The 21,774-nt window shown below is 71.9% G+C and carries 20 protein-coding genes and 1 pseudogene; 11 read left to right on the top strand and 10 right to left on the bottom strand.

Annotation, left to right across the window (positions count from 1 at the left end; all coding sequences use genetic code 11):
* Positions 1 to 93: 93 nt before the first annotated feature.
* Positions 94 to 426 carry a hypothetical protein gene (locus V8690_RS27350; protein ID WP_338782734.1) on the bottom strand — a complete coding sequence of 111 codons (333 nt, stop codon included), beginning with the start codon at positions 424 to 426 and terminating at the stop codon, positions 94 to 96.
* Positions 427 to 535: 109 nt separating this feature from the next.
* Here V8690_RS27350 and V8690_RS27345 point away from each other — a divergent pair, with 109 nt between their 5' ends.
* Entirely contained in the window at positions 536 to 850 is a 315-nt protein-coding gene (locus V8690_RS27345) for a hypothetical protein (RefSeq protein WP_338782733.1), read from the top strand.
* Positions 851 to 956: 106 nt separating this feature from the next.
* Here the strand turns inward: V8690_RS27345 and hutH are convergent, their stop codons facing one another.
* The 3 genes from hutH to V8690_RS27330 all read right to left on the bottom strand — a co-directional run bounded on the left by hutH (position 957) and on the right by V8690_RS27330 (position 4,760).
* The gene (hutH, locus tag V8690_RS27340) at positions 957 to 2,495 is read right to left on the bottom strand and encodes a histidine ammonia-lyase (RefSeq protein ID WP_338785476.1); all 1,539 of its coding nucleotides are present in this window, start codon (positions 2,493 to 2,495) and stop codon (positions 957 to 959) included.
* Positions 2,496 to 2,623: 128 nt separating this feature from the next.
* The gene (locus V8690_RS27335; protein WP_338782732.1) at positions 2,624 to 3,775 is read right to left on the bottom strand and encodes a GGDEF domain-containing protein; all 1,152 of its coding nucleotides are present in this window, start codon (positions 3,773 to 3,775) and stop codon (positions 2,624 to 2,626) included.
* Positions 3,776 to 3,959: 184 nt separating this feature from the next.
* On the bottom strand, positions 3,960 to 4,760 hold the full coding sequence (locus V8690_RS27330) for an enoyl-CoA hydratase-related protein (protein WP_338782731.1): 801 nt from the start codon (positions 4,758 to 4,760) through the stop codon (positions 3,960 to 3,962).
* Positions 4,761 to 4,926: 166 nt separating this feature from the next.
* Here V8690_RS27330 and V8690_RS27325 point away from each other — a divergent pair, with 166 nt between their 5' ends.
* Positions 4,927 to 5,652 carry a hypothetical protein gene (locus tag V8690_RS27325; protein WP_338782730.1) on the top strand — a complete coding sequence of 242 codons (726 nt, stop codon included), beginning with the start codon at positions 4,927 to 4,929 and terminating at the stop codon, positions 5,650 to 5,652.
* A 42-nt stretch (positions 5,653 to 5,694) separates the two neighbouring features.
* On the opposite strand, the gene V8690_RS27320 is transcribed toward V8690_RS27325, so the two are convergent.
* Both V8690_RS27320 and V8690_RS27315 read right to left on the bottom strand, forming a co-directional pair.
* The gene (locus tag V8690_RS27320; protein WP_338782729.1) at positions 5,695 to 6,798 is read right to left on the bottom strand and encodes an adenylate/guanylate cyclase domain-containing protein; all 1,104 of its coding nucleotides are present in this window, start codon (positions 6,796 to 6,798) and stop codon (positions 5,695 to 5,697) included.
* Positions 6,799 to 7,068: 270 nt separating this feature from the next.
* Entirely contained in the window at positions 7,069 to 7,935 is an 867-nt protein-coding gene (locus tag V8690_RS27315; RefSeq protein WP_338782728.1) for a biotin--[acetyl-CoA-carboxylase] ligase, read from the bottom strand.
* A gap of 110 nt (positions 7,936 to 8,045) precedes the next feature.
* Between V8690_RS27315 and V8690_RS27310 the strand changes: the two genes are divergently transcribed.
* The 4 genes from V8690_RS27310 (at position 8,046) to V8690_RS27295 (ending at position 10,740) form a co-directional block, all read left to right on the top strand.
* Positions 8,046 to 9,647 (top strand): acyl-CoA carboxylase subunit beta, encoded by a 1,602-nt coding sequence (locus V8690_RS27310; protein WP_338782727.1) that lies wholly within the window; start codon positions 8,046 to 8,048, stop codon positions 9,645 to 9,647.
* A gap of 24 nt (positions 9,648 to 9,671) precedes the next feature.
* Positions 9,672 to 9,881, top strand: coding sequence for an acyl-CoA carboxylase epsilon subunit (locus V8690_RS27305; protein ID WP_338782726.1), 210 nt, complete (start codon positions 9,672 to 9,674; stop codon positions 9,879 to 9,881).
* Positions 9,882 to 9,958: 77 nt separating this feature from the next.
* A complete protein-coding gene (locus V8690_RS27300; protein ID WP_010045609.1) occupies positions 9,959 to 10,087 on the top strand; it encodes a hypothetical protein in 129 nt (42 codons plus the stop codon).
* Positions 10,088 to 10,119: 32 nt separating this feature from the next.
* Positions 10,120 to 10,740: a nucleoside triphosphate pyrophosphatase gene (locus V8690_RS27295; RefSeq protein ID WP_338782725.1), complete on the top strand. Its 621-nt coding sequence runs from the start codon at positions 10,120 to 10,122 to the stop codon at positions 10,738 to 10,740.
* On the opposite strand, the gene V8690_RS27290 is transcribed toward V8690_RS27295, so the two are convergent.
* Complete coding sequence (locus V8690_RS27290; protein WP_338782724.1) at positions 10,709 to 11,185, bottom strand: hypothetical protein; 477 nt, start codon at positions 11,183 to 11,185, stop codon at positions 10,709 to 10,711. The genes V8690_RS27295 and V8690_RS27290 overlap by 32 nt on opposite strands.
* 344 nt (positions 11,186 to 11,529) lie before the next feature.
* Here V8690_RS27290 and V8690_RS27285 point away from each other — a divergent pair.
* Positions 11,530 to 13,305 (top strand): annotated as a pseudogene (locus tag V8690_RS27285) (biotin carboxylase N-terminal domain-containing protein).
* Between the two features lie 354 nt (positions 13,306 to 13,659).
* Here the strand turns inward: V8690_RS27285 and V8690_RS27280 are convergent.
* Together V8690_RS27280 and V8690_RS27275 are read right to left on the bottom strand one after the other, a co-directional pair.
* Positions 13,660 to 14,622 carry a DeoR/GlpR family DNA-binding transcription regulator gene (locus V8690_RS27280; protein ID WP_338782723.1) on the bottom strand — a complete coding sequence of 321 codons (963 nt, stop codon included), beginning with the start codon at positions 14,620 to 14,622 and terminating at the stop codon, positions 13,660 to 13,662.
* A 165-nt stretch (positions 14,623 to 14,787) separates the two neighbouring features.
* Complete coding sequence (locus V8690_RS27275) at positions 14,788 to 16,236, bottom strand: NAD(P)H-quinone dehydrogenase (protein WP_338782721.1); 1,449 nt, start codon at positions 16,234 to 16,236, stop codon at positions 14,788 to 14,790.
* A 96-nt stretch (positions 16,237 to 16,332) separates the two neighbouring features.
* On the opposite strand from V8690_RS27275, the gene V8690_RS27270 reads away from it, so the two are divergent.
* From V8690_RS27270 to V8690_RS27260, 3 genes are all read left to right on the top strand, one after another.
* A complete protein-coding gene (locus V8690_RS27270) occupies positions 16,333 to 16,770 on the top strand; it encodes a gamma-glutamylcyclotransferase (RefSeq protein ID WP_010045592.1) in 438 nt (145 codons plus the stop codon).
* Positions 16,771 to 16,862: 92 nt separating this feature from the next.
* On the top strand, positions 16,863 to 17,687 hold the full coding sequence (locus V8690_RS27265; protein ID WP_338782720.1) for a purine-nucleoside phosphorylase: 825 nt from the start codon (positions 16,863 to 16,865) through the stop codon (positions 17,685 to 17,687).
* A 370-nt stretch (positions 17,688 to 18,057) separates the two neighbouring features.
* The gene (locus tag V8690_RS27260; protein WP_338782719.1) at positions 18,058 to 19,731 is read left to right on the top strand and encodes a phospho-sugar mutase; all 1,674 of its coding nucleotides are present in this window, start codon (positions 18,058 to 18,060) and stop codon (positions 19,729 to 19,731) included.
* Between the two features lie 269 nt (positions 19,732 to 20,000).
* On the opposite strand, the gene V8690_RS27255 is transcribed toward V8690_RS27260, so the two are convergent.
* Positions 20,001 to 20,705 (bottom strand): PH domain-containing protein, encoded by a 705-nt coding sequence (locus V8690_RS27255; protein ID WP_338782718.1) that lies wholly within the window; start codon positions 20,703 to 20,705, stop codon positions 20,001 to 20,003.
* A gap of 102 nt (positions 20,706 to 20,807) precedes the next feature.
* On the opposite strand from V8690_RS27255, the gene deoC reads away from it, so the two are divergent.
* The gene (deoC, locus tag V8690_RS27250; RefSeq protein ID WP_338782717.1) at positions 20,808 to 21,770 is read left to right on the top strand and encodes a deoxyribose-phosphate aldolase; all 963 of its coding nucleotides are present in this window, start codon (positions 20,808 to 20,810) and stop codon (positions 21,768 to 21,770) included.
* The last annotated feature ends 4 nt before the right edge of the window (positions 21,771 to 21,774 follow it).

Genomic DNA, 21,774 nt, shown 5'->3' with positions numbered 1-21,774 from the left:
GCGCGGACGGCGCGGATGAGGTCGGTGCGCTGCTTGAGACGCGGAGACCCCGGACGACGGTTGCCGCCCGGGGTCACTATTTTCCCAAGTGCCTCAGCTGTCGCTGTCGTCGTCGACATCATCCTCGTCGAGGTCCCACTCCGGCGAATCGGGGTCGTAGTCGATCCGCTCGCTGCTCCAGGAGGCCTGCTGGAGCTCCACCCCCGGCACCTGGCTGACCAGGTCGAACGGGTCCACGAGGTACGCGAGGGCCTCGGCCGTGTCTTCCGTCACAGCGCTCTCGGCATGGGCCCGTTCCGCCGCCGGCATCCCACCGTCGTCGGCGATCCGGCGCAGCGCGGCCTTGGTGATCCCGTCCGCGTCCTCGACCTCAAGAACGAGTTCTACTCGAAGGCGGACAAAACGTGATGTCTCTGGAGTGCTCATGGCGCGAGCGTACGTCGAGGACCTCCCGTGACTTTCCCGTGACCCGCGACTTTCACTAACATCGCCCCACACGGCCAATTCGCCAGCGCCACAAGGGGATCGATATTCCGTGTCATCCGCTCGCCGTCCGTTGCTGACCGCCACTGCCGCGGCGACCCTGCTGGGCGCCCTGTGGTTCGTCCCGTCCGCCAACGCGACGTCGGACTCCCCGGTGAGAGACGCGGTCGCGGCGAGCCCGTCGCCGCAGGTTACGGAGCAGGCGCGGATCGCGGCCATGACCGCGGGCGACTCCGTCACCGGCACCCGCCTCGCCGACACGGGCAGCTTCGACAGCACGCCGTACGTCATCGGCGGCACGCTCTTCCTCACGCTGGGCGCGGGCTTCGTCGCGTACTCGGTCCGCCGGGAACGGCTCGGCTTCTGACGTCACGCGGCCGGGGCCCTGCCGCGTGGCGGGGCCCCGGCCGGTCTTCTCTACCAAAACGCCGTGCTTCTCCTACTGAGCAGTCCTTCTCCTACTGAAGCGCCGTTTACCGAAGCGGCCCGGTGACCGTCTCCACCGCGGCCAGCAGCCGTCCGTCGCGCACGAACGCGTCCGCCGCGGCCAGGTCGGGCGCCAGGAACCGGTCCGGCCCCGGACCCTGGACTCCCGCTTCCCGCAGGGCGTCGATGACCGCCCGCGTCGCGGGCGCCGGGGTCAGCTCCTCGCGCAGTTCGATCGCGCGCGTGGCGGCGTACAGCTCGACGGCCAGGACCCGGGTGAGGTTGTCGACGGCCGTGCGCAGCTTGCGCGCCGCCGACCAGCCCATCGAAACGTGGTCCTCCTGCATGGCGGAGGACGGGATCGAGTCGGCGGACGCCGGTACGGCGAGCCGCTTCATCTCGCTCACCAGCGCGGCCTGCGTGTACTGAGCGATCATCAGGCCCGAGTCCACGCCGGCGTCGTCGGCGAGGAACGGCGGCAGGCCGTGGCTGCGGTTCTTGTCGAGCAGCCGGTCGGTACGCCGCTCGGCGATGGAGCCGAGGTCGGCGACGGCGATGGCGAGGAAGTCCAGGACGTAGGCGACCGGCGCCCCGTGGAAGTTGCCGTTGGACTCCACGCGCCCGTCGGGCAGCACAACCGGATTGTCCACCGCGGCGGCCAGCTCGCGGTCGGCGACCAGCCGGGCGTGCGCCATGGTGTCCCGCCCGGCCCCGGCGACCTGCGGAGCGCAGCGCACCGAGTAGGCGTCCTGGACGCGCGGCGCGTCGTCCTGGTGATGGCCGGTCAGCCCCGACCCCTTCAGCACCGCCAGCATGTTGGCGGCACTGGCGGCCTGCCCCGGGTGCGGCCGGATGGCGTGCAGCTCGGGGGCGAGGACCTTGTCGGTGCCGAGCAGGGCCTCCAGCGACAGGGCGGCCGTGACGTCGGCGGACCGGTAGAGGGTGTCCAGGTCGGCTAGGGCCATGACCAGCATGCCGAGCATGCCGTCGGTGCCGTTGAGGAGGGCCAGACCTTCCTTCTCGCGCAGTTCGACCGGCTGGATGCCGTGCGCGGCGAGGAGTTCGGCGGCCGGGCGTACGACGCCGTCGGGGCCCTCGGCGTCCCCCTCCCCCATGAGCGTGAGCGCGCAGTGGGAGAGCGGCGCGAGGTCCCCGGAGCAGCCGAGGGAGCCGTACTCGTGCACGACCGGGGTGATACCGGCGTTGAGGAGATCGGCCATGGTCTGCGCGACCTCGGGCCGTACGCCGGTGTGTCCGGAGCAGACGGTCTTCAGCCGCAGGAACATCAGGGCGCGTACGACGTCCCGCTCCACCCTCGGCCCCATACCGGCGGCGTGCGAGCGGACGATGTTGCGCTGGAGCTGTGCGCGCAGCTCCTGGCTGATGTGCCGGGTCGCCAGGGCCCCGAAGCCGGTGCTCACGCCGTACACGGGGTCGGGCTTGGCCGCCAGCGCGTCCACGATCTCGCGGGCCGCGGCGAGGGCGGCCACCGCCTCCTCGGAGAGCTGGACGCGGGCACCGCCGCGCGCCACGGCGAGCACGTCGGACGCGGTCACCCCGGACGTCCCCACCACCACAGTGTGCATATCCATATTCAGGAGCGTACGCAGTGAATTCGATGATGTCACCACTGGGGACCCGGTTCACCCCTTACCGATACGTCACAGGCACACCACGGCCCACATGCCACAGCCCACTCGCCACGGCCCGCCCGCTACGGCGCGTGCCGCCCCCGGAACCGCCGGCGCTCACCGTTGGCCTCCTGGGACGGCTCGTCCGCGAGCCGCACGACGGGGTCGTCGGGCCCGGCCCGCCCGGCGACGACCGGCCGCGTGGCCCGCTCGGCCTTCGCCCGGTACTGGGCGGCGTCGGCTAGCCGGAACAGCCGCCGGGCCGAGCGCACCGGCCCGATCGGGTCCTCGGTGGACGCGACCCCGCAGGCCACCCCGTCCCCGAGCTCCAACTCCGCTGCTCTGCGGCACAGTTCACCGGCGGCCTTGACGACCTGGTCGGCGGGCGGCCCGATTGCGAGCAGACAGAACTCGTCCCCTCCGAGCCGTGCCGCCAGGGCCCCCGGCAGCATGGCCCCGCACAGCGACAGCACCGAGCCGAAACGCTCCAGGAGCCGGTCGCCGACGGAGTGCCCGTGGGTGTCGTTGACGCGCTTGAGCCCGTTCAGATCGCAGACGACGAGGCTGACGACGGCTCCGTCCCTGCGGTGCCGCTCGATCGCCTGTTCCAGGTGGACGTCCACGGCGCGGCGGTTGGCCAGCCCTGTCAGCGCGTCGGTGAACGCGAGGCGCCGGGCCTCCTCCAGCCGCTCGGTCTGGGCGATGCCGGCGGCGACGACGGCGGCCAGGACGGTGGCGAAGTCGGCGTCGGCCCGCTCGAAGACGGGCTCCCCGACCGGCCGGGCGACGTACAGCTCGCCCCAGGCCCGGCCGTGCAGCACGATGGGCGCGACCACGCAGCAGCCGCGGCCACGACGGCGCAGGGCGGCGACGCGCTGGTGGCAGTACCCGGGACGCCGCCCGGCGGCGGGCCCCTCAGCCGTCTCCACCCACGCGTCCGGCTCCCCGCCACCGGCCCACTGCTCATGCAGGAACTCGGTGATCTCCGCGAACTGGTGCACCGGGTAGGACTCGTCCTCCGGGAACTCCTCTTCCCCGTCGGCCAGCTCACCGACGTTCACGAGGACCTTCAGCCGCCCGAGCTCCCGCTCCCACACCGACAGCGCGGCAAAGCTCCCGCCCAGCGCCCGGCACGCCCCGACAGCCGCCGCACGCCACGCCTCACGCGACCCCTGCGCGGCCGCCATCCCCTGAGCCAACGCGACGACAGCCACGAGCCGCCTGTCCTCACCCATCACCCCAGGCTAGGCAGTTTCCAGCCATTTGGCTCTGTTGACGGGGCGAACGGGGAGGCCCGACTGCGGGCAGTCGTGCCGCTGGGGCGGCTCCCGTCCCAAAGAAGCGGCGCCCCGCTACGCCGGGATGCGGACCCACCCACCCCAGCACCAACGCGGCAGCACCCGGCAACCGACCCTCAGCTCACTCCCCCGGCCACTCCGGCCGCCGCTTCTCGTTGAACGCGGCCACCCCCTCCGCCCGATCCCCCGAAAACGCCACAGCCCGCCAAGCCGCATCCTCCACCTCGAGCCCAGCCCGTAGATCCAACCCCTGCCCCAACCGCAACGCCCGCTTCGCCGCCCGCAGCCCCACAGGTGAATTCCCGGCGATCCGAGCAGCCAGTTCCAACGCCGACTCCCGATCCCGCCCCTCCTCCACCACCTGATCGACCAGCCCCAACTCCCCCGCCTCGGCAGCCTCCACCCGCCGCGCCGAGAAGATCAGCTCAGCCGCCCGCGCCGCCCCCACCCGCCGCGGCAGCAGCTGCGTCCCCCCGCCCCCGGGAATCACCCCCACCGACACCTCCGGCAACCCCACGACCGCCGTCCGGTCCGCCACGATCACGTCACACGCCAGCGCCAGCTCGAACCCGCCCCCCAGCGCGAACCCGTGCACCGCCGCCACCGTCGGCACCGGCAACTCCAGCACCCCGGTGTAGGCCCCCCGCGCCACCGGCCGCTGCCGCACCAGCTCCGCATCGCTGAGCGAGTTCCGCTCCTTCAGATCGGCCCCGACACAGAACGCCCGCTCATGCGACGAGGTCAGCACGACCACCCGTACGTCCCGGTCCTCCCCCAGCGCCGCACACGCCCCGGCGACGGACCGCGCCATCTCCGTCGACACCGCGTTCATGGCTTTGGGCCGGTCGAGGACGAGCTCCGCGACATGCCCCTGCTCATGCCGCCGCACCAGCACGAACTCCCCGAACCGCTTTTCACTCATGACGCCCTCCGGTTAACGCAGGTTAACAACATCGCCGCTCCGATCATCGCAGTCCCGCCCTGCCCGCGAAAGAGCGGACGCGCCCGGTTCCCGCGCCCCCACCCCGCCCACCCGTTCGAGTGACATCACCCCAACTCCGGCCCGATCGCCCATAGGAGCGCATAGCGTGCATCCGCCACGGCGCACTGGGGGCGCGTGCGTACCGGGGAGGGATTATGACGACGACGAACACGCCGCCGAAGCCGCAGCGGAACACCGGAGCACCGGCACCCCGCCGACCGGAACCGGCCACACCCTACGAACCGGCCGCGGCGGAAACCGACCCCTTCTCCCCCGCGCCCGGGGCCGCCACCGCAGACCCCGCCCGCGCAAGGCCCTGCTCGCCGCCGGCGGCCTCGCCCTGGCGGCCGGCGCCCTGAGCCTCGCGTGCCTGGCCTCCGGCCCCGGACCCGGCACCGACAACGTCGGCACCGTCGAGGCCGAGCCCCGCCCGGACCCGGTCACGACCGGCACGGACGAGGCCACGAACACCGCCGCCACCGAGGCGAGACCTTCCTCGCCCACCGCCCTGGGCAGCCTGCCCCCGTCGCCGGGCACCCGCGGCCCGGCCGCCGCCTCGCCCGCTCCGTCCACGTACGCGTCGACCTCCACCGACACCCGAGGCGCGCATACGGCAGCGACTCCCCGACCCGCGACCACCGCCGACACGACGAATCGCCCGGCACCGCCGGGCACAGGCAACGACATCGCCCCACGCCCGGCCCAGACCCCGCCCTCACCACCGAACCGGACCGCACCCGCCCCGGCACCCGAGCCCGAGAAGCCGAAGAAACCGGACGACCCGGGCCTGTGCGTGCCGGTCATCGGCCTGTGCGTGGACCCGCCGCGCTGAGAGCCCCAGTCGGCCCCGGTCAGCCCCGGTAGGCCCCCGCCCTCAGCCGCCGTCCCGCCGCATGAGCAGCCACGGCTCCACGACGCCCAGCCCACGCACCGGCCGCTGCCACATCGGCTGCAACGCGAACCGGTACGCCGGCGGCTCCTCGCCCTCCTTCTCCGCCGCCGCGGCCTCCTCGGCGGCCTCCGCCTCCGAGGACGGGGCGTCCTGCGTGCGGATCAGTTCCTCGGCGAAGGCGGTGTCGACGAGTACGGCGTCCTTCGGAGCTATCGAGGTGAGCCGGGAGGCCAGGTTCACGGTCGTACCGAAGACATCACCCATACGGGTGGTCACCGTGCCGAACGCCATGCCGACGCGCAGCTCCGGCATCGTCTCGTCGTGCGCCATGGTCTCGATCAGCCGCAGGGCGATCTCGGCGGCCGTGCCCGCGTCGTCGGCGGCGTACAGCACCTCGTCGCCGAGGGTCTTGATCAGCCGGCCGCCGTTCGCGGCCACCAGGTCGGCGGCGGTGGTCTCGAAGGCCTCGACCAGCTCGCCGAGCTCCTCCTCCTCCATCCGGCGGGTGAGCCGCGTGAACCCGACCAGATCGGCGAAGCCGACCGCGAGCCGCCGGTCCACCATCTCCTCGTCGTCCGCGGCCTGCACGACCCGTCCGGCCGAGGCGGCGAGCTGCCGCCGCCAGACGTAGACCAGGAATTCCTCCAGCTCGGGCAGGAGCAGCTCGACGATCGGGTACGTCACCTCGGTGCGCGTCATGCCCGGCTCGGGCGGCTCGGTAAGGCCCTCCAGGAAGGAGTCGATCTGCCATTCGGCGAGCCGCGCGGTGGTCTGCCCGGTGGACCGGGCCACCTGTACGGCCATCGCCTCGCTCAGCAGCCCCGCCTCGACGAGACCGGCGAGGCGCCGCAGTGCGAGTACGTCGGCCTCCGTGAGCGCCTTGGCCTGCCCGATGTCGGCGAAGCCCATCGCCCGCCAGAAGCGGGAGGCCAGTTCCATGGAGACGCCGGCACTGCGGGCCGCCTGGAACGGGGTGTAGCGGCGCTCGGCCCCCAGGATCAGCTGTTCCAGACGCAGGGCGAGCGGATCCTCGCCGGGGTCGGCGCCCTGCGCGTCCGTGCCGGAACCCGAGTCGTCGACGGTCACGCGTGCTGCCCTTCCGATCTGTCACGGTCATGTATCGACCGGCCTCAACTCTACGGCAGGTGTGCGCCAGCTCACTCCGTCAGGTTCAGCGGAGGGGTGAGGTGCCCGGCGTTGTACACGCATTCGGCGTCGTCCCACCGTCCCCGTGGCTGATCGATCCGCTTGGCTGCGGGCAGTCGTGCCGCCAGGGGCGGCGCCCGTCCCAAAGAAGCGGCACCCCGCTCCGCCGGCAGCGCACCGCCCCGCCCCCAGCCCCAGGCCGAGCACCTGTCAAGCAGGCCGCAAGTGCACGATGTCCCCGGCGCCGACAGGCTCCTGCACCCCCTCCCCCGTAGCCAGCACCAACCGCCCGTCCCCGTCGACCGCAACCGCTTCCCCCACCACGGCCCGATCCCCCGGCAACTCCGCCCGCACTTCCCTCCCGAGCGTCGCGCACCCCGCCGCGTACGCCTCCAGCAACCCGCACGAACCCGCGTCACCCCCCGCCGCACGCCACCTCCCGTACCACTCCTCCAGCGCCCGCAGCACCCCCCGCAACAACGGGTCCCGATCCGTGCTCACGGCCCCGGCCAGCCCCAGCGACCCCGCCGTGGGCACCGGCAGCTCGTCCTCCTTCAGCGTGACGTTGATACCGACCCCGATGACGACCCCTCCGTCACCCGCCCGCTCGGCCAGAATCCCCCCGGCCTTGCGTTCCTCTCCCCCCACCGTGACCAACAGGTCGTTCGGCCACTTCAGCGCCGTGTCGACACCCGCCGCCCGCGACAGCCCCGTCGCCACCGCGACGCCCGTGAGCAGCGGCAGCCACCCCCACCGCTCCACCGGCACCTCGCTCGGCGTGAGCAGCACGGAGAAGAACAGGCCGGAGCGGGGAGGCGCCGCCCACTGCCGGTCGAGACGCCCGCGCCCGGCCGTCTGCTCCTCGGCGACGAGCACCGCGCCCTCGGCGGCCCTGCCCTCGGCAGCCCGCGCGACCAGGTCGGAGTTCGTGGAGCCGGTGCGCTGGACCACGTCCACCTCGGACCACAGCCCGCCCTCACGCACCAGACCCCGGCGCAGGGCGGTGATGTTGAGGGGCGGACGGTCCAGGTCCGACCAACGGCTACCGTTCGGCTCTGATGCATCTCGCGGCGTCATGCAAGCCACCCTAGGTGTGGTAAACGCCGCACTGCCGAAGCGGAGGCACCGCACTACGCTACGGATGAGTAACCGTCCCCCCTTTTGAGCAGGCAGGGAGCCGCATCCCGATGTCCGAGCCGGAAGAGCAGCAGCCTGACATTCACACGACCGCGGGCAAGCTCGCGGATCTGAAGCGCCGCATCGAGGAAGCGACGCACGCCGGCTCCGCACGCGCCGTCGAGAAGCAGCACGCCAAGGGCAAGCTGACGGCCCGTGAGCGGATCGAACTCCTGCTGGACGAGGGCTCCTTCGTCGAGCTGGACGAGTTCGCCCGGCACCGCTCCACCAACTTCGGCCTCGACAAGAACCGGCCGTACGGGGACGGGGTCGTCACCGGTTACGGCACCGTCGACGGCCGGCCCGTCGCCGTGTTCTCCCAGGACTTCACCGTCTTCGGCGGGGCCCTCGGCGAGGTCTACGGGCAGAAGATCGTCAAGGTCATGGACTTCGCCCTGAAGACCGGCTGCCCGGTCATCGGCATCAACGACTCCGGCGGCGCCCGGATCCAGGAGGGCGTCGCCTCCCTCGGTGCCTACGGCGAGATCTTCCGCCGCAACACCCACGCGTCGGGTGTCATCCCGCAGATCAGCCTGGTCGTCGGCCCGTGTGCGGGCGGGGCCGTCTACTCGCCCGCCATCACCGACTTCACGGTCATGGTCGACCAGACCTCGCACATGTTCATCACCGGGCCCGACGTCATCAAGACCGTCACCGGCGAGGACGTCGGCTTCGAGGAGCTGGGCGGAGCCAGGACCCACAACTCGACGTCCGGCGTCGCCCACCACATGGCGGGCGACGAGAAGGACGCCATCGAGTACATCAAGCAGCTGCTGTCGTACCTGCCGTCCAACAACCTCTCCGAGCCGCCGGCCTTCCCCGAGGAGGCCGACCTCGAGGTCACCGACGAGGACCGCGAGCTGGACGTGATCGTGCCGGACAGCGCGAACCAGCCGTACGACATGCACGCGGTGATCGAGCACGTCCTGGACGACGCCGAGTTCTTCGAGACGCAGCCGCTGTACGCGCCGAACATCGTCACCGGCTTCGGACGGGTCGAGGGCCGGCCGGTCGGCATCGTCGCCAACCAGCCGATGCAGTTCGCCGGGTGCCTGGACATCAAGGCGAGCGAGAAGGCGGCCCGCTTCGTGCGGACCTGCGACGCCTTCAACGTCCCGGTCATCACCTTCGTCGACGTCCCCGGCTTCCTGCCCGGCGTCGACCAGGAGCACGACGGCATCATCCGGCGCGGCGCCAAGCTGATCTACGCCTACGCCGAGGCGACCGTCCCGCTCATCACCGTCATCACGCGCAAGGCGTTCGGCGGGGCGTACGACGTCATGGGCTCCAAGCACCTCGGCGCCGACCTCAACCTCGCCTGGCCCACCGCCCAGATCGCCGTCATGGGCGCCCAGGGTGCGGTCAACATCCTGCACCGCCGGACGATCGCCGAGGCCGAGGCGAACGGCGAGGACCTGGAGGCGGTCCGGGCCCGGCTGATCCAGGAGTACGAGGACGCCCTCCTGAACCCCTACGTGGCGGCCGAGCGCGGCTACATCGACGCGGTGATCCTGCCGTCCGACACCCGCCGGCACGTCGTACGCGGTCTGCGTCAACTGCGGACGAAGCGGGAATCCCTGCCTCCGAAGAAGCACGGCAACATCCCCCTCTAGCACCGGCGAGCCCAGGAGGCCCACATGACGATCAAGGTCGTACGGGGCAACCCGACCCCGGAGGAGCTGGCCGCCGCTCTGGCGGTGGTCAGGGCCCGCGCCGCGGCGGCGGCCGCAACGCCGCCCGGCGCGCCGGCCATCCGCGATGCCTGGTCCGACCCGTCCCGCATCGCGGCCCACCGCCTGCCCCAGCCGGGGCCGACGGCATGGGGCCGCACGTACTGGCCGGGCTGACCCGTAGGGGTGGGGGCCGGACAAGTTGAGTACTCGTACTCAGGCGCCGCCCCCGCCCCCGTCCGACCATGGAAGGCATGCTGTGGTCCGACCCCGAGAACGAACCGCCGAAAGAACTGCGGGACACGCAGGACATGCTTCGGCGGCTGGGCGTTCTCATGGCGTTGGCCATGGTGCTGGCGATGATCGTGATCGGAGTGAGGTGAGAGGCGACAGGTGACGCCGATACGCTGAACGCATGACAGATCAGCCGCGCCGCCGACTCGTCCTCGCCTCCCAGTCCCCCGCCCGGCTCGGACTGCTCCGCCAGGCCGGATTCGCCCCCGAGGTGATCGTGAGCGGCGTCGACGAGGACGCCGTCACCGCACCCACCCCCGCCGAGCTGGCGCTCGCCCTCGCCGAGGCGAAGGCCTCCGTGGTGGCTGCCCGGCCGGAGGCCAAGGGCGCGCTCGTGATCGGCTGCGACTCGGTGCTCGACCTGGACGGCCAGGCCCTCGGCAAGCCCGCGGACGCCGAGGAGGCCACCGCCCGCTGGAAGGCGATGCGCGGACGCGCCGGAACCCTCCAGACCGGCCACTGCGTCTACGACACGCTCTCCGGCCGCTACGCCTCCGCCACGGCGTCCACCGTCGTCCACTTCGGCGAGCCCACCGACGAGGAGATCGCCGCTTATGTCGCCTCCGGCGAACCCCTCTACGTCGCCGGGGCTTTCACGCTGGACGGCCGCTCGGCCCCGTTCATCGACGGCATCGACGGCGACCACGGCAACGTGATCGGCCTCAGCCTGCCCCTCGTACGGCGACTCCTCGCCGAACTGGGCGTCGGCATCACGGAGTTGTGGGCGCCGGCGGAGAAGTGAGCGGGGCCCCGTCGCCGCCGGTCCCGTCCCGGGGCGCGGCGTCGGCGGGCTCGGCCGGACGGTCGTAGGTCATCAGCAGCAGCACGATCAGGCCGAGCACCAGCATCATGAACAGGAACGCGTGCCAGCCGACGAGGCCCCAGGTGAAGGCGCCGAGCAGCCCGTGCACGACCGCCGCGCTGATCAGCAGCACCCGCCCGAGTCCCGCCGGGGGCCGGTCCCGCAGGGCCACCAGCAGGGCGACCAGGCCGCACAGCGCGAAGTAGAGGCCGAAGACGATCCCGCCGATCTTCGACGACACGGACATCATGTGCGGGTCGAGCCCGGCCAGGGACATGTCCTGCCGGTCGACGACGACGCCGAGGAACCAGTTCAGCGCGGCGATGCCGAGTGCCTCCCCGAACAGCACCACCGCCACGATCCACGCCACCGGCCTGCGCACCACCGGGCCCACCCACTTACCCCTAGTACGTTCGAGACATCGCGAACGCTACTAACGGGTAAACCTCGGGACAAGGGTTTTGCGGCGGGCAAAGAATCATTGGGCCATTCGTAGGGACTCCACAAAGAAACCGAGTGGCCCGCAGCACGTGATGACAGAGACCTTGGCCACAGGGGAGGGCTAGGGTTTGCCGAAGGAGTACTGCGTACCGCGGTGCGACAAGGGATTTCGCGGGTCGAGCTAGCCTCGCATCACGCTCCGTGTGGGCAAGCTCACCACTGGGGACGGGTCGAAGTGCCGTGTCGGCAGTCCCTAAACTCGGCTTGTTTCAAGGAGGGAGCCTCATCGTGCGCAAGGTGCTCATCGCCAACCGTGGCGAAATCGCTGTCCGCGTGGCCCGGGCCTGTCGGGATGCCGGCATCAAGAGCGTGGCCGTCTACGCCGACCCGGACCGGGACGCTCTGCATGTCCGCGCCGCGGATGAGGCGTTCGCCCTGGGCGGTGACACGCCGGGCACCAGCTACCTCGACATCGAGAAGGTGCTGAAGGCCGCGCGCGAGTCGGACGCGGACGCGATCCACCCCGGCTACGGCTTCCTGTCCGAGAACGCCGACTTCGCGCAGGCGGTCCTGGACGCGGGCCTGATCTGGATCGGCCCGCCCCCGCAGGCGATCCGCGACCTGGGCGACAAGGTCGCCGCCCGGCACATCGCGCAGCGCGCGGGCGCCCCGCTGGTGGCGGGCACGCCCGACCCGGTGTCCGGTGCGGAGGAGGTCGTCGCCTTCGCCGAGCAGCACGGGCTGCCGATCGCCATCAAGGCGGCGTTCGGCGGCGGTGGCCGCGGTCTGAAGGTCGCGCGGACGCTGGAAGAGGTCCCGGAGCTCTACGACTCGGCGGTGCGCGAGGCCGTGGCGGCCTTCGGCCGGGGCGAGTGCTTCGTCGAGCGCTACCTCGACAAGCCCCGCCACGTGGAGACCCAGTGCCTGGCCGACCAGCACGGCAACGTGGTCGTGGTCTCCACGCGTGACTGCTCCCTCCAGCGCCGCCACCAGAAGCTGGTCGAGGAGGCGCCCGCCCCCTTCCTGTCCGACGCGCAGGTGGAGCAGCTGTACTCGGCCTCCAAGGCGATCCTGAAGGAGGCCGGCTGACGTCGGCGCCGGCACGGTCGAGTTCCTCGTCGGCAACGACGGCACCATCTCCTTCCTGGAGGTCAACACCCGCCTCCAGGTGGAGCACCCGGTCACCGAGGAGGTCGCCGGCATCGACCTCGTCCGCGAGATGTTCCGCATCGCCGACGGCGAGGAGCTCGGCTACGACGACCCGGCGCTGCGGGGGCACTCCTTGGAGTTCCGCATCAACGGCGAGGACCCGGGCCGCAACTTCCTGCCGGCCCCGGCACGGTCACGGCCTTCGCCCCGCCGTCCGGGCCGGGCGTGCGGCTGGACGCGGGCGTGGAGTCCGGGGCGGTCATCGGCCCGGCGTGGGACTCCCTGCTGGCCAAGCTGATCGTCACCGGCCGCACGCGCAAGGAGGCGCTGGAGCGCGCCGCCCGTGCCCTGGAGGAGTTCCAGGTCGAGGGCATGGCGACGGCGATCCCGTTCCACCGTGCGGTGGTGACGGACCCGGCGTTCGCGCCTGAGGTGCACGGCCAGGACGGGCCGTTCACGGTCCACACCCGCTGGATCGAGACGGAGTTCGTCAACGAGATCAAGCCCTTCGCGGCGGCTGCGGACGCCTTGGAGGCGGACGAGGAGCCGGGCCGCGAGACGGTGGTCGTCGAGGTCGGCGGCAAGCGCCTGGAGGTCTCCCTCCCGGCGTCCCTGGGCATGTCCCTGGCCCGCACGGGCCTCGCGGCCGGGGCCAAGCCCAAGCGCCGCGCGGCCAAGAAGTCGGGCCCCGCCGCCTCCGGCGACACCCTCGCCTCCCCGATGCAGGGCACCATCGTCAAGATCGCGGTGGAGGAGGGCCAGGAGGTCAAGGAGGGCGACCTGGTCGTCGTCCTCGAGGCCATGAAGATGGAACAGCCCCTCAACGCCCACAGGTCCGGCACGATCAAGGGCCTCAGCGCGGAAATCGGCGCGTCGGTCACGTCGGGCGCGGCGATCTGCGAGATCAAGGACTGACCAGGACGGACGACACCCACGGCGCGGCGCCGAGTCGGGACCGCGCCGTGGGACGCCTCCGCTCAGCTGCGAACCGCCATGGACGCCCCAGCTGCGGACCGCTGCGGCCGCCCCAGCTGCGGGCAGTCGTGCCGCCAGGGGCGGCACGGGTGGGCGCAGCGGCACCCCGCAGCGCCGGGCTGCGCAGCGCCCCGGCCTCAGCAGCCGCCGGCAGCACCCCGCAACGCCGGACCGAGGAACCCGCACCGGCTCGGCTGCCGCCGGCCGCCGCAGCGCCGGGCTCCGCAACGGCCCGGCCGAGCAACAAACGTTGAGCACCTGGCAAACCAGCAGCGACTCAACCCACCCGTCGGGTCAACGCCGCCGCAGATCCGCAACCCTGCTCCGCTCCGCCCCAGGACTCTGCTCCCCGAGCACCGTGGCCGACCGCAACCCACCCCCCGCCCCCGGCACCTGCCGCCGAGGCCCGGGCAACGGCACATCCCGACGCTGCTGACGAGCCGGGCCGGCATCACCCCCGGAGCCCCCCGCCCCCGCCGACCCCGCGACAGCGATCTGCACTCCCTGGTCGGCAAGCGCCTGAAGCTCCGTCGCCGCACGGTCCTCGTGGGCGGGCGGTTCGTCCGTCACAAGGCGGGTGATGAGATCCGTCGGCACGGTCTGGAACATCGTGTCCGTCCCGAGCTTGGTGTGGTCGGCGAGGACCACGACCTCCGCGGCCGCCTGCACCAGCGCCCGGTCGACCGAGGCCGACAGCATGTTGGACGTGGACAGCCCGCGCTCCGCGGTCAGACCGCTCCCGGAGAGGAACGCCCGCGACACCCGCAGCCCGTGCAGGGACTGCTCGGCACCGCTGCCGACCAGGGCGTAGTTCGAGCCGCGGAGCGTACCGCCGGTCATCACGACCTCGACCCGGTTGGCATGGGCCAACGCCTGTGCGACGAGCAGTGAGTTGGTGACGACGGTCAGCCCGGGCACCCGGGCGAGCCGGCGGGCCAGCTCCTGGGTCGTCGTACCCGCCCCGACCACGATCGCCTCGCCCTCCTCCACGAAATTCGCGGCGAGGTCGGCGATGGCGGTCTTCTCGGCGGTCGCGAGATGAGACTTCTGCGGAAAGCCGGACTCCCGCGTGAAACCGCCCGGCAGTACCGCACCGCCGTGCCGGCGGTCGAGGAGTCCTTCTGCCTCCAGCGCGCGCACGTCCCGCCGTACGGTCACTTCGGAGGTCTGGACGACGCGGGCGAGCTCACGGAGCGACACGGCCCCGTTCGCTCGCACCATTTCGAGGATCAATTGGCGACGTTCTGCAGCGAACACGAAACTGACAGTAACGCCAGCGACCGTCTGCTTTCAGCAGTTTGCGCTGAATAGCAGAAGATGTTCGCACGCACCAGCGCGAAGTGGTATAGGGCCTAGTCCGACCGCCTATGCCGTACGCATGGTCGAACACTCCCCGTGACCAGGGAGGAGTCGGATTCGGCCTCAGCCCTCGCCGGTGTCCTTCCGGGTGTGCAACTGCCGTGCCACCTCGGCGATCGAGCCCGACAACGAGGGATAGACGGTGAAGGCGTTCGCAATCTGTTCGACTGTCAGATTGTTGTCGACCGCGATCGAGATGGGGTGGATCAGTTCCGAGGCACGCGGCGCCACAACCACACCGCCGACCACGATCCCGGTCCCGGGCCGACAGAAGATCTTGACGAAGCCGTCGCGGATGCCCTGCATCTTCGCGCGCGGGTTGCGCAGCAGCGGCAGCTTCACGACCCGGGCGTCGATCTTCCCGCCGTCGACGTCGGCCTGGGTGTAGCCGACGGTGGCGATCTCCGGGTCGGTGAAGACGTTCGACGAGACGGTCTTCAGGTTCAGCGGGGCCACGGCATCGCCCAGGAAGTGGTACATGGCGATACGTCCCTGCATGGCGGCCACGGAGGCGAGGGCGAACACGCCCGTCACGTCACCGGCCGCGTACACGCCCGGAGCGGTCGTACGCGACACCTTGTCGGTCCAGATGTGACCGGACTCGCGCAGCCTGACCCCGGCTTCCTCCAGCCCCATGCCCGCGCTGTTGGGAACGGCACCGACGGCCATGAGGCAGTGCGACCCGGTGATGACCCGCCCGTCGGAGAGGGTCACCTCGACCCGGTCGCCCACCCGCTTGGCGGACTGGGCCCGCGAGCGCGCCATGACGTTCATGCCGCGCCGCCGGAAGACCTCCTCCAGCACGGCGGCCGCGTCCGGGTCCTCACCGGGCAGCACCCGGTCCCGCGACGACACCAGCGTCACCTTCGAGCCCAGCGCCTGATAGGCGCCGGCGAACTCGGCACCGGTCACACCGGACCCGACCACGATCAGCTCCTCGGGGAGCTCGTCGAGGTCGTAGACCTGGGTCCAGTTCAGGATCCGCTCACCGTCCGGCCGCGCGTCGGCCAGCTCGCGGGGATGCCCGCCGGTGGCGATGAGCACCGCGTCGGCCGTGAGGATCTCCTCACTCCCGTCGGCGGCGCGCACCACGACCTTGCGCGACCCGTCGAGCGCCTGCATGCCCTCCAGCCGCCCGCGCCCGCGCAGGACACGCGCCCCGGCACGCGTCACGGAGGCCGTGATGTCGTGCGACTGGGCGAGCGCGAGCCGCTTCACACGCCGGTTGACCTTCCCCAGGTCGACTCCCACCACCCGGGCGCTCTGCTCCAGGGGCGGGGTGTCGTCCGCGACGATGATCCCCAGCTCCTCGTAGGAGGAGTCGAAGGTGGTCATCACCTCGGCCGTGGCGATCAGGGTCTTCGACGGCACGCAGTCGGTCAGCACCGACGCACCGCCCAGACCGTCGCAATCGACGACGGTCACCTCCGCACCGAGTTGCGCGGCCACCAGGGCCGCTTCGTATCCGCCGGGTCCGCCACCGATGATCACGATCCGAGTCACGTACTCCATTGTCCCGCACGCCTCAACATGGCACCGTCCCGGGGGGCCGCCCGATGCGGCTCCGTTACGCGAGTGACCCCGGGGCACCTGCCGTACCCTCTCCCCATGTCGCTCTACGCCGCGTACGCCGGCAACCTCGACGCGCGGCTGATGTCCCGCCGCGCCCCGCACTCGCCGCTGCGCGCCACCGGCTGGCTGAACGGGTGGCGACTGACCTTCGGCGGCGAGCACATGGGCTGGGAGGGCGCCCTGCCGACGATCGTCGAGGACCCCGTCTCCCAGGTCTTCGTCGCGCTGTACGACATCGCCCCCATGGACGAGGAGTCGCTCGACCGCTGGGAGGGCGTGGGGCTCGACATCTACCGCCGTACGCGCGTACGAGTCCACACGCTGGAGGGTGATGAACAGGCGTGGGCCTTCACCCTCAACGCCTACGAGGGCGGTCTGCCCTCCGCCCGCTACCTGGGCGAGATCGCCGACGCGGCCGAGTCGGCCGGTGCCCCGCACGACTACGTGATGGAACTCCGCAAGCGTCCCTGCTGAGCCCGCCTCGTCGGAAACGACAAGACAACGATCGCCAACCCGTGAGCTCTGCCATCTACGCGCGTAGGCCATCACCGGTTACCCTCGTGCGCGTGAACGCATCTCTTCTTCCGGACGACATCCAGGGCGACCCCCACTCCGCCGCCGACGCCGCCGCCGCCCGCCTGCGCGAACTCACGGGCGCCGAGACCCACGACGTCGCCCTCGTGATGGGCTCCGGCTGGGCCCCGGCCGTGGACGCCCTCGGCGCCCCCGAGGCCGAACTCCAGGTCACCGAGCTGCCCGGCTTCCCGCCGCCGGCGGTCGAGGGCCACGGAGGCAAGATCCGCTCGTACCGGATCGGCAACAAGCGCGCCCTCGTCTTCCTCGGCCGCACGCACTACTACGAGGGCCGCGGCGTGGCCGCCGTCGCCCACGGCGTCCGTACCGCCGTGTCGGCCGGCTGCAAGACGATCGTCCTCACCAACGGCTGCGGCGGCCTGCGCGAGGGCATGCGCCCCGGCCAGCCGGTCCTGATCAGCGACCACATCAACCTCACGGCGACGTCCCCGATCATCGGCGCCAACTTCGTCGACCTCACGGACCTCTACTCCCCGCGCCTGCGGGCGCTGTGCAAGGAGGTCGACCCCACCCTGGAGGAGGGCGTCTACGCCCAGTTCCCCGGCCCGCACTACGAGACTCCGGCCGAGATCCGTATGGCCCGGGTCATCGGTGCGGACCTGGTGGGGATGTCGACGGTTCTGGAGGCGATCGCGGCGCGCGAGGCGGGTGCGGAGGTTCTGGGCATTTCCCTGGTGACGAATCTGGCGGCGGGGATGACGGGAGAGCCGCTGAACCACGAGGAGGTTCTCCAGGCGGGCCGGGATTCGGCGACCCGCATGGGTTCACTGCTCGCCCAGGTCCTGGGGCGCCTGTAGGCAACCCGGCGCTGGGACTGCGGCCGGGTGGGTCCGCAACCCGGCGGAGCGGGGTGCCGCTTCTTTGGGACAGTGCCGCCCCGAGCGGCACGACTGCCCGCAGCTCGGCGCAGGCAGCTGAGCCGAGGCGCGCCCGCACCCGCGCACGGCGAGAAGGGGATGTGTCTGGGGGTGTCCGCCCGCGGCGGTTGGCGCGTCAACGGACGGTTAGTCGGTACGCGACCCCATCGCGCCGTTCCGAGGACGGACACCCCCGGCGCGGCCCCGACCCACCACCCGCGCGCGACACAGCCCCACCGAAGCTGCACAGGCCGCCGCAGGCACTCGCTTGCACCCGCAACACACCACAACGGAGAGGCTGACACAGACCGTGCACGACGAACTCATCGCACAGGCCCAGGCGTGGCTCACCGAGGACCCCGACCCGGAGACCCGCACCGAGCTCGCCCGCCTCATCGACGCCCAGGACCACGCCGAGCTCGCCGCCCGCTTCAGCGGCACCCTCCAGTTCGGCACGGCCGGCCTCCGCGGCGAACTCGGCGCCGGCCCCATGCGCATGAACAGCTCGGTCGTCATCCGTGCGGCCGCCGGCCTCGCCGCGTACCTCAAGAAGCAGGGTTTCTCCCAGAGGGAAGGGGGCGCCGGTCTCGTCGTCATCGGCTATGACGCCCGCCACAAGTCGCACGACTTCGCCCGCGACACCGCCGCCGTCATGACCGGCGCCGGCCTCCGCGCGGCCGTGCTCCCCCGCCCCCTCCCCACCCCCGTCCTCGCCTTCGCGATAAGGCACCTCGGCGCGGTCGCCGGCGTGGAGGTCACCGCCAGCCACAACCCGCCCCGCGACAACGGCTACAAGGTGTACCTCGGCGACGGCTCCCAGATCGTCCCCCCGGCGGACATCGACATCGCGGCAGAGATCGCCGCCGTCCCGTCCCTCACCACCGTCCGGCGCCCCACCGAAGGCTGGGACACCCTCGACGACAGCGTCCTCGACGCCTACCTCGCCCGCACCGACGCCGTACTCGCCAAGGATTCCCCGCGCACCGCCCGCACGGTGTACACGGCGATGCACGGCGTCGGCAAGGACGTCCTCCTCGCCGCCTTCGCCCGCGCCGGCTTCCCGGAACCGGCCCTCGTCACGGAGCAGGCCGACCCCGACCCGGACTTCCCGACCGTCGCGTTCCCCAACCCGGAGGAGCCCGGCGCGATGGACCTGGCGTTCGCGAAGGCCCGCGCGACCACCCCCGCCCCCGACCTGATCATCGCCAACGACCCGGACGCGGACCGCTGCGCCGTCGCCGTCCAGGACGGCGACGACTGGCGCATGCTCCGCGGTGACGAGGTCGGCGCCCTCCTCGCCGCCCACCTGGTCCGCCGCGGAGCGACCGGGACCTTCGCGGAGTCGATCGTCTCGTCCTCCCTCCTCGGCCGTATCGCCGAGAAGGCGGGCCTCCCCCACGTCGAGACGCTCACCGGCTTCAAGTGGATCGCCCGAGCCGAGGGCCTGCGCTACGGATACGAGGAGGCCCTCGGCTACTGCGTCGACCCGGACGGCGTACGCGACAAGGACGGCATCACGGCAGCGCTCCTGATCACGGAACTGGCGTCGCAGCTCAAGGAGGAGGGCCGCACCCTCCTCGACCTCCTCGACGACCTGGCCGTGGAACACGGCCTGCACGCGACGGACCAGCTCTCGGTCCGCGTCGAGGACCTCTCCCTCATCACGGCCGCGATGCGCCGCCTGCGCGAACAGCCCCCGACCGAACTCGCCGGCCTGCCGATCACCCGCACCGACGACCTGACCCGGGGCACGGCCACCCTCCCGCCCACCGACGGCCTGCGCTACACCCTCGACGGCGCCCGGGTGATCGTCCGCCCGAGCGGCACGGAGCCGAAGCTGAAGTGCTACCTGGAGGTCGTGCTGCCGGTCGCCACCCACGCCGACCTCCCCGACGCCCGTGCCCGGGCGACGGACCTACTGGAGTCGATCAAGCGCGACCTGTCCACGGCGGCAGGTATCCGACCGTACGCGCGGTTCTCGTAGCCGCACGCCGAACCCGGGCACGGAGATCAAGCCGGCCCCGACGAAGCCGAGCACGCCGCCCCGGGGCCGGGCACCCGCACAGAGCCGAGGGCTCCGCCCCGGGGCCGGACACCCCCCGAAGCCAAGAGCTCAACCTGGGGCCGAGCGCCCCGAAGCCAAGAGCCCCGCCCCAGGGCCGCCCCCACAAGACCGAGGGCCCCTGCCCGGGATCGCCTCCACAACCCGGTCATCCACGCCCGGTCGCCCCACCCGGCGGACTTACCACGCGGTCAACCCACCACCAGAAGAATCACCACCAACACCGCCCCCGCAACCGCCGGCCCCACCACCTCGTAGGCCCACCGCACGGTCACCTCCCCCTGCGCCGTGTCCGCCCGGTGCCGCGCCTCGTGCAGCCCCCGCAGCTCATCCATGATCCGGTCGGTCTCCGCCCGCACGAGCCCGTCGGACGCGGGCCCGCCGCCGAGGCCGCCGCCCAGCCCCGCCCGCATCCCGAGCGCACTGCCGCGCCCCTCGTCCCGGCCCATCTCCCGCCGCGCCTGCGCGGTCGCCCGCATCTCACGCCGCGCGGCCTTCTTGCGGGCGCGCAGCGAGACGGGCACGGCCCACAGCTGGTACTTCGCGCCGGACTCGGTGAGGACCTCGTTCGTGTAGGCGGACTTCAGCGAGGCGATCCGCCCCCAGGGCAGCACGATGACGCGGAACGGGTTGCGGATGCGCAGCCGGTCGTCGCCCGCGTACACCGCGGGCCGCAGCGTGAAGGCGACGACCAGCGGCACGATCAGGATCAGCACGGCGAGCGCCATCCACGGCGTACGCCCCTCGCCCGAGATCACCGCGTCGATGCCGAGCCACCCGGCGACGGCAAGCAGCAGCACGCCACCGGCGATGGCCGGAACCGACCGGTACACCCGGTCCTCGGACTCGGGCTCCGCAGGCTGCGGCGCTGGTGACTGGGGTTCGGGGCTCGTCATGCCTCGATTCTGCCGGACCTGTTGCCGACCACCTCAACCCCACCCGAGCAAAGCCGGGGGCTGTACAGCCGCTACGCGCGTAGATATGCTCGTCTGGTGACCATGCCCAGTTCTGCACTCACCGCAGCTCACCCCCTCAAGGACGTCATCGCGTCCGACAGCGCGCTGCGCCGCTTCCTCCACGGGCTCCCCGGCGTCGACGCGGTCGGGCTGGAGGGCCGTGCGGCCTCGCTCGGTACCCGTTCGATCAAGACGACCGCGAAGGCGTACGCCATCGACCTCGCCATCTCGATGGTCGACCTGACGACGCTGGAAGGCGCGGACACCCCGGGCAAGGTCCGGGCGCTCGGCGCGAAGGCGGTCCGGCCCGACCCGACCGACCGTACGGCGCCCACGACGGCGGCGGTCTGCGTCTACCCCGACATGGTGGCCGTGGCCAAGGAGGCAGTCGCCGGCTCCGGCGTGAAGGTCGCCTCCGTCGCCACGGCGTTCCCGGCCGGGCGCGCGCCGCTCACCGTCAAGCTGGCCGACGTCCGCGAGGCCGTCGCCGCGGGCGCCGACGAGATCGACATGGTCATCGACCGCGGCGCGTTCCTCTCGGGCCGATACTTGAAGGTGTACGACGAGATCACCGCCGTGAAGGAGGCCTGCGGCACGTCCGCGCGCCTGAAGGTCATCTTCGAGACGGGCGAGCTGTCGACGTACGACAACATCCGCCGCGCGAGCTGGCTCGGGATGCTGGCGGGCGCGGACTTCATCAAGACGTCCACCGGAAAGGTCGCCGTCAACGCGACCCCGGCGAACACGCTCCTCATGCTGGAGGCGGTACGTGACTTCCGCGCGCAGACCGGCATCCAGGTCGGCGTGAAGCCGGCCGGCGGCATCCGCACCTCGAAGGACGCCATCAAGTTCCTCGTCCTGGTCAACGAGACCGCGGGCGAGGACTGGCTGGACAACCACTGGTTCCGCTTCGGCGCCTCGTCGCTGCTGAACGACCTGCTGATGCAGCGCCAGAAGCTGGCCACCGGCCGCTACTCCGGCCCCGACTACGTGACGGTGGACTGATCAC

Source organism: Streptomyces sp. DG1A-41, from assembly GCF_037055355.1.
In the GTDB taxonomy this organism is placed as follows: domain Bacteria; phylum Actinomycetota; class Actinomycetes; order Streptomycetales; family Streptomycetaceae; genus Streptomyces.
This window is presented reverse-complemented; position numbering and strand designations above follow the sequence as displayed.